General features: G+C 41.3%; 7 protein-coding genes. All 7 read right to left on the bottom strand.

Annotated elements, in window-relative coordinates; translation table 11 throughout:
• Window positions 1-560: (2Fe-2S)-binding protein (locus AKG39_RS15505; protein ID WP_152912177.1), on the bottom strand; the 560-nt coding region annotated here is incomplete at its 3' end.
• A 152-nt stretch (window positions 561-712) separates the two neighbouring features.
• Window positions 713-3,157: a glycyl radical protein gene (locus tag AKG39_RS15500; RefSeq protein ID WP_050741319.1), complete on the bottom strand. Its 2,445-nt coding sequence runs from the start codon at window positions 3,155-3,157 to the stop codon at window positions 713-715.
• A 120-nt stretch (window positions 3,158-3,277) separates the two neighbouring features.
• On the bottom strand, window positions 3,278-3,433 hold the full coding sequence (locus AKG39_RS20275; RefSeq protein ID WP_164730798.1) for a hypothetical protein: 156 nt from the start codon (window positions 3,431-3,433) through the stop codon (window positions 3,278-3,280).
• Window positions 3,434-3,443: 10 nt separating this feature from the next.
• The gene (locus tag AKG39_RS15495) at window positions 3,444-4,613 is read right to left on the bottom strand and encodes a uroporphyrinogen decarboxylase/cobalamine-independent methonine synthase family protein (protein WP_050741318.1); all 1,170 of its coding nucleotides are present in this window, start codon (window positions 4,611-4,613) and stop codon (window positions 3,444-3,446) included.
• A gap of 37 nt (window positions 4,614-4,650) precedes the next feature.
• Window positions 4,651-5,391: a 3-oxoacyl-ACP reductase FabG gene (gene fabG / locus AKG39_RS15490; RefSeq protein ID WP_050741317.1), complete on the bottom strand. Its 741-nt coding sequence runs from the start codon at window positions 5,389-5,391 to the stop codon at window positions 4,651-4,653.
• A gap of 20 nt (window positions 5,392-5,411) precedes the next feature.
• On the bottom strand, window positions 5,412-6,983 hold the full coding sequence (locus AKG39_RS15485) for an acyl CoA:acetate/3-ketoacid CoA transferase (RefSeq protein WP_050741316.1): 1,572 nt from the start codon (window positions 6,981-6,983) through the stop codon (window positions 5,412-5,414).
• 16 nt (window positions 6,984-6,999) lie between these two features.
• Entirely contained in the window at window positions 7,000-7,860 is an 861-nt protein-coding gene (locus AKG39_RS15480; protein ID WP_050741315.1) for a 3-hydroxyacyl-CoA dehydrogenase family protein, read from the bottom strand.
• Between the last annotated feature and the right edge of the window lie 93 nt (window positions 7,861-7,953).

Here is a 7,953-nt window from a genome sequence, read left to right as displayed (position 1 = left end):
GCCGCTGGTCTTGGATACCTTGTGTTATAGATTCTGCCATCTTCAGGAATATCAAAACTCAACTCTGCCATGGTCATTTCACCACGTATTACTTTTGCCGCCGCCATTACCGCATCAACGAGAGGTTTATAGCCGGTACAACGACACGCATTACGATGTTTTCGAAACCAGTCCCGTACTTCTTGTCTTGTCGGATTATCGTTGGTATCAAGCAGACCTTTTGTCGAAACAATGAATCCGGGTGTGCAGAATCCACACTGGACCCCGCCGTAAACAATCCAGGCCAGCTGGATCGGATGGAGCTGTGTTGGTGATCCGATTCCCTCAATTGTCGTGATCTCACTGCCGTCTTCAATATTTTTCATCTTTTTTGAACAGGAACGAATCACCTTCCCATTAAAAATAACTGAGCACGCGCCGCACTGGCCGGTTCCGCAGCCAACCTTGGTACCGGTTAAACCAATCCGTCTTAAAACATCAGATAAAGTATCTGATTCAGGATCACAAACCAGCATCCGTTCTGCTCCATTAATAAACAACAACATTTTTCTTTTAGCCATTTTTTTCTCCTCTTAAATAGTTCTTGTAGTATCCTGAATGAATCAAATCCAATTTCTATTGAATTCTCAACAAAGAAGAAGTCTTGTTATGAGTATCTCAGCACGAGAACTTTTTCTAAATATGGGCTCGCATTAATACCTAAATTAAACCATTAAATCTCAATTTCATTTCTGCTTATAACATCATTTTGCATCGACTCACTCAACTCGTTAAAGTAGGCTGAGTAACCGGCAATCCTTACCACTAGATCTCTATAAGCATTCGGATCTTTTTGTGCTGCTTTCATTGCTTCTGTGCTTACTACATTGTATTGAACTTCCATGCCGCCTTTTTCGAAATAAGCTTTGGTCATATTCAGTAATGCTTTTTTTGCACTTTTTGTTTGTAAAGATAAAGGATGAATTTTCAGGTTCAGCGCGATTCCATCCATGTATTTCCCATGATCGATGCGACAGGCTGAATTGTAAATAGCAGTTGGGCCATTTTTATCTCGTCCCTGTCCGGGTGACATGGCATCTGCCAATGGCTGGCCAGAATTTCTGCCATCCGGAGTCGCATTGGTAACAGCTCCTTGAACAACATGCTGTGCGGCTCCGTAAAGCCCTGCTTTGTAAACTTTGGATCGCTTACTGTAGCATTCCTTACAATTGTTGTAATAGATATCGGTAACCCACTGCATCACCTCGTCGGCGTAGTCATCATCATTTCCATAATGCGGAACCTCATTTAAAATCTGCTGTTGCAATACTTCATAGCCTATCCAATCGGCCATCATGGCATCATATAGGTCATTTACCGTACAGATTTTCTTATCAAAAACCATATACTTAATCGCCGTCAACGAGTCGGCAACGGTGGCAAGACCGGTAGCTGTTCCACCATAGGAATTGTATTTAGCGCCTCCAGACGCACAGTCTTTTCCTGACTCCATACATCCTTCTATGGAAATGGACAAAGCTGGAGAAGGTGCGTAAAATCCTGACAGATTTTCAACATAATTTTGAATGGTGACCGACCATTTATGCAGATAATCAAATTGTGTTTTATAGGCTTCTTTTACATCATCAAACGACTTCATCTCATAAAGGTATCCAGTCTTTAATCCTCCTGATTTTCCATTAGAAGGATTCACCCCATTGTTTAGAGCAGTCAGCAAAACATTCCCATGGCTTCCCAATCCAGCTTTCCCATGAAGTCCATTCCCGGCCGGATAATCATTTCCTGAGCCGACTATTTCCTGACAGCCGATGATACTGTAATCTCTGGCATCCTGAAGTGTCATGCCCAGTTCTTTGACAAGACCCGGAATAATTACCTCATCATTTTGGAACAAAGGTAACCCACCAACCTGCCGCGTCGTTTCAATTGCTAAATCCCATAATTTTTCAGGTGTGTTTTTATGGATCCGTAAAGATACGGTCGGATCATGAAGTGATAGTCGCTCTAAAGTCTCAAGGACCATATAAGTTACTGGATTTGATGCATCTTCACCAGTTATTTTGTTTACCCCACCAATTGTTGTATGATGGTAGGTAACACCTACCCCCGTATATGCTGCAATCCTTGGATTTGATGCCCGATAGAAGCAATTTGACTTAAGGAAAAAGGCATCGACTATTTCTTGTGCCGCATCCAATGTCAATCTTTTTTCGTTAAGATCAGCCTCCAGAAAGGGCCATGTATATTGATCAAATCTTCCAAATGCAAGAGCCGGGTGTCTGGCCTCCATATAAAGCAAAACCTGATACATAATGACGCCCTGGCAAGCCTCCCAAAATGTTCTGGCCGGATTTTCAGATATCCATTCAAGCCCATCAGCCATTTTTTCCAGTTCTGATTTTCTGCTGCCATCAGGACAAGCTTTCGCTTTTAAAGTACATACCTTAGCATAAGTTCTGATCATGCCAATTGCTGCATCACAGACAATAACCGCGCCTTTATAGAACATGTATTTTTCGACATCATCCCCCATTAGATTGCCTTTATGTGCGTCAATCCAATTTTGAGCTTCACTTCTAATGACGCCATAACCTTTGTTAATGATTTTTTCATAACCGGCAACCAGATGTCCGGTGTGAATGGGCGCTCTCATTTTTTCGCCCATCTCTAAAATCCCCAAACCAGCAACCTCTTCAAAGCCGTCAGGTCCCCAGGAATCTAAATACTGGGTAATGGTTTTATCCTTCCAGAAATCCCTATAGCTCATAAACCGTTCGATCTCGTCTTTGCTCATGCATAGATGAACCCCGGATTTGTCAGTGCGGTGGTATAATCCATCATCCCAACATTCCCAAAGCTCCTTATTTTCCAGTTCGTTCCACAACCAGCTGGCATCCCATTCGGGCCACATGCCTGAACCTAAAAACTCTTTTCCGATATTGCCAACGATAATTTCAAAATCCTCTACTCTGGTCGTCATTTTTGTACAAATTTCATAGGTAACTAAGGCCAGTTTTATACTTGTGGGAACTTTATCGTATTTTTGATAGGCGTTTGTTATAAGCTTTACCCTTTCACTATCCACCGTAATAATTCTGTCTCTAACAAGCTGTCTCATCTGGTTTATTCGTTCTGTTACAGGTCTGAATTCATACATAATATTTCCTCTTTTGTCATATTTTTAAACTCAATTTAATATGGTCTTTCAGTCTTCCCGTTAAAGATAAAACACCCCAAAATCATCTTTGATGTGACTTTAAGGTGCAGATATTCGTTTTTAGTTGCTTAAGGTCGTCATTGTAAAATAAAGAATCATATCTTCAACACATTGCATCGTTTCAGCAACATCGTCTTTCGCTTCTTCCGGAATGTTATATTTTTTCAATGTATCATCCAATTCGGTATAATATTCGCTTTTGATGTTTTTATCCATATTGTGCCTCCTAATTCTTTCCGTATTCATGAACAGTGTCTAAGAGTGGCTGAAAAAGATCCCAATTTATTTGTCCTGCTGTTAGAATGGATTTATCGAAATTAAATATATACTTACCATCCACTGCGAGCATGTCCAAATATTCCTTAGCTTTATCACACACTTCCTGTTTTGTTCCATTTTTCATAAGACTTACTGGAAAAAGCCCAGAAATGATATGTTTGTCACCAACTTTTTCCCTGATTATTTTGGGATCACCATACTCAAATTGAAGCTCACACCCTGGTGGCAGTTCATTTAAATAATCCAGTAAATGCATCCAGTTTTCTTCGCAGAATATATTTATTCCAAAACCTTTGTCATAAATAGCCCATACTGTTTCCTTAAAAGAAGGCCACCAGAATTTTACAAAGAATTTCTCTGACATGAAGGTTGGCATATGTAGGGCAAAGAAAATTCTGGTCAATCTGTTTGGGTTTTCTACATGCCGAGGGCAGCCAGATTTTATCATCAACGGTGTCAGCATGCTAACGGCTTCAAGCACTTCCTTCGGCTTTCTTCGTACATCGACCAGTGCACCGGTAAAGGATCTGAGATAATCCGCAAGATAATCAAAGGGGGCACGGCTTATCCCCACAAAAGTCGGAAATGCAGACTTGTTGTACTTCTTTATGAGCGCCATATTGCCTTGGGCAATTTTTCCGTTGACATGATCGGATGCTTTGATTGTTTTCGCCATCGCTAACGCAGCCTTCATTGGCGGTTTATCAAACTCTGTAAACACCCTCGGAATCACAGTTTCCCAAATAAATTTCAATGGGTCCGCCAAAAGCAGGTCATATTCATCCGCTTCCATTCCATGAACATTGGGATGCTGGATAAATCCATCATCTCCCATTACATTGGTTCGGCTTCCGGTAAACTTATTCAACCATGGCGTTCCGGGCCATGTCCCAATTAAATTAAAGGTATCATATTTAGCATTTATTTGCTCCGTTGCATCTAATACTTTTGTAATTCCATATTGGGCAAATCTCAGATCATAACCGGCTAATTCCAGCGCAGCGCAAGCGTTGACCCCCACTTTTTCAGGAACTTGATCCGGCTTATTCCCTGAATAAAGATCCGTAAATAACTTTGTTTTATATTCAGTACTTAGTATTTCTTTTTCTTTTATCACATTAACCCTCACTTATTCTGCTATTTTTTTATTTGATCTAGACATACATTCCACCATTTACATTAAGAACATGGCCCGTAATAAACGATGCCTGATCAGATGCTAAAAACAACACGGCATCAGCAACCTCCACGGGGTTTCCTCCACGCTTCAGAGGAATTCTTCCGATCAGCTGTTCTTTAATTTTTTCCGGTATGCTATTCGTCATTTCTGTTAAAATAAACCCGGGAGCGACTGCGTTTACAGTTATTCCCTTTTTTCCCAGTTCCTTACTCAATGTCTTTGTCATACCGATCACCCCAGCTTTTGCGGCTGAATAATTCGTCTGACCAAAATTCCCCTCTTCGCCTGCTATGGAGGTAATATTTATAATCTTACCTCCGCCACGGGGAATCATTTCATTTATTGCTTCTTGGATGCAGATAAACATGGATTTAAGATCAGTTTCTAACACACTGTCCCATTCCTCATCTGTCATCTTTGTTATTTGGGCGTCCTTTGTTATCCCGGCATTATTAACCAATACATCTATTTGACCATACTTACCGATCGTTTCAGCGATTAGATTCTTAACTTCCTGCCGGTTGGTGACGTTGCAATTAACGGAAAAGGCCTCTCCGCCCGCTTCGTGAATCTCTTTTTCAACCTTTAGACAAGCCTCATAATTTATATCCGTTACAACGGTTTTTGCCCCGGATTGAGCCAGCTTTAATACCATCGCTTTACCCAATCCTTGAGCAGAACCGGTGACAATGGCAACTTTATTATCTAGCCTCATTACCTACACCTCTTTCAAACTTAAGCCTGTGATCCAGACTCAATTATATTTTTAAGCTGATTCCAATCCTCATAAAAGATACTGCTGTCCATCACTTTTAGATTTGGTGAAATTCTCGGTTCAAACTCCATGGCCGGTAAAATGTCTCTTTCAATATTTATGCCGGGAGCTATTTCAATGAGTGTCATTTCCCCATCTTCCAGGGTAAAAACTGCCCTTTCAGTGATGTATAGAACGGGTTGTTTTATCAGGGAAGCATATTCACCGCTAAAGGTAATATGATCAACCTGATTCACAAATTTTTTGACGCTGCCCTCTTTGATAATTCGGATTTTTCCATCCTTAATTTCAAACTTTCCGCCACCAGCTGTAAACGTTCCACAAAAGACAACTTTTTTTGAATTCTGTGAAATATTGATAAATCCACCTGAACCAACGACTTTTTTTCCAAACTTACTGACATTTAGGTTTCCCATTTTATCTGTTTGTGCCAACCCTAAAAAGGCTGCACTGAGACCGCCACCATCATAAAAATCGAATTGTGCTTCATGCTCTATGATGGCCTCGGCGTTATAGGCTACTCCAAAATCGTCGCCGCCGCCGGGGATTCCGCCATAGGTTCCAAGCTCCGTTGTCATGACTAAATCATCCGCTATTCCCTCTTCCGAGGCGACTCTAGCCACGCCATCCGGTATTCCGATGCCAAGATTTACTATTCCATTCGCAACCAGTTCCATTGCTGCTCTTCTGGCAATTATTTTCCGCTCATTGAACAACATTGGTTTGATTGAGTCCATTGGCATCTTGATATCGCCTACAAAAGCTGGATTAAATTGTGTCCCAATGGTTTGCATATGATTTTCGGGGCTCGCGACTACTATATAGTCAACAAGCACTCCCGGCACCTTTACATCCAACGGATGCAATGTCCCAGCCTTTGCCAGGTATTCAACCTGAGCAATCACGATGCCTCCGGAGTTTTTCGCGGCCTGAGCCATCGGCAGCGCTTCTAGTAGAAGACCTTCTTTCTCCATGGAAAGATTTCCCTTTTCATCTGCAGTTGTCGCTCTAATAATTGCGACATCAATCGGAAATGTTTTATATCGAAGCCATTCCTGACCATCAATTTCCATAAGTTCGACTAAATCTTCTTTTGTACATGCTGTTATTTTTCCACCTTGAAGCCTTGGGTCCACATAGGTTCTAAGGCCTACTTTTGTAATGACTCCCGGTTTTTTTCCTGCTATTTCTCTCCAAAGATGGGCCATTACACCCTGTGGCAGCAGATAGGTTTCTATTTTGTTTTCAGTTATTAGTTCACCCATTCTCGGTGCCTGACCGGTGTGTCCTGAAATCAGGCGCTCGGTCAATCCCTCGTATGCCAGATGGTTCATACCTTTGTCTTTTCCATCACCACAACCACAACTATGTACAACAGTAAGGTTTTTAGGATGTCCCGTTTCTAAAAAACTTTTCTCCAGCGCAACTGCAATTTCTTCAGGAAAACAGCAAAGTCCTGCTGTTGTCCATACCACCGTTGAGCCATCCTTAATTAAACCTACTGCTTCACTGGCTAAAATTTGTTTGTTCATTGATACCGCCTCTTTCTTATCCCTTTTTGTAATCGAACCAGCCCTTTTGCACTTTTTTACCGATTCTGCCGGCATTGACGATTCTTTTTAACACGATTGGCGGTGCCCAGTTAGGCTGAGCCAGTTCCGAATGCATATATTCAAGGGTATCAAGGGCTATATCATTTCCTGTGTAATCCATTAAAGTGAAGGGTCCCATCGGGTGATTCAATCCCAAGGTCATCGCCTTATCGATATCTTCCACTGATGCAATGCCCTCTTCCAAGACTAATAACGCCTCTCTAAACTGGGTCAGCATCAATCGATTTACCACAAAACCAGGGGTATCCTTTTTAACCTCAATACTTTCCTTTCCGATTGACCGGACTAATTCCGCAAGCTCAATAATAATCTCATCACTGGTATAATATCCCCTTATAATTTCAACGAGTTTCATCACCGGTGCTGGATTAAAAAAGTGGAGTCCAACCATTCTTTCGGGTCGATTTACAGCAGATGCCAGCTTAGTGATTGACATGGTCGAAGTATTGGTTGCAAAAATTGTTTCAGACTTGCAGATTTTTTCCAAGCTTGAAAATAAATGACTTTTTGCATCCATATTTTCATAAATTGCTTCGATGATCAGATCTACCTCTTTCATGTCATTTAAATCCGATGTTGTCTTGATATTTCTCAATAATTCAGCTTTTTTATCTTCTGTCCATTTCCCTTTACGAATCTTACTATCCAATATATTTTCGATTGAATTGATTGCTTTGACTAAGTGCTCGTTGTTCATATCACTCAGGAGTACCTTATATCCGTATTGGGCCATAATATGGGCAATGCCGGTCCCCATTGCACCGGATCCGATGATTCCAATTGTTGTAATACTCATTCTGTCTCACTCTTCCTTCTGTAGTTTTACCGGTCAGACTTGCCGGTTTGAAATAACTAATCTTTCCATTCGCAGCAGTTATCTCGCTTCTCT

The organism is Acetobacterium bakii (genome assembly GCF_001263355.1).
Classification (GTDB): Bacteria; Bacillota; Clostridia; order Eubacteriales; family Eubacteriaceae; genus Acetobacterium; species Acetobacterium bakii.
This window is presented reverse-complemented; position numbering and strand designations above follow the sequence as displayed.

What these genes read in the sequence shown, in the direction of transcription:
- AKG39_RS15500 (WP_050741319.1), bottom strand. Translation starts at nt 3,157, where the DNA reads ATGTATGAATTCAGACCTGTAACAGAACGAATAAACCAGATGAGACAG.
- AKG39_RS20275 (WP_164730798.1), bottom strand. Translation starts at nt 3,433, where the DNA reads ATGGATAAAAACATCAAAAGCGAATATTATACCGAATTGGATGATACA.
- fabG (WP_050741317.1), bottom strand. Translation starts at nt 5,391, where the DNA reads ATGAGGCTAGATAATAAAGTTGCCATTGTCACCGGTTCTGCTCAAGGA.
- AKG39_RS15485 (WP_050741316.1), bottom strand. Translation starts at nt 6,983, where the DNA reads ATGAACAAACAAATTTTAGCCAGTGAAGCAGTAGGTTTAATTAAGGAT.
- AKG39_RS15480 (WP_050741315.1), bottom strand. Translation starts at nt 7,860, where the DNA reads ATGAGTATTACAACAATTGGAATCATCGGATCCGGTGCAATGGGGACC.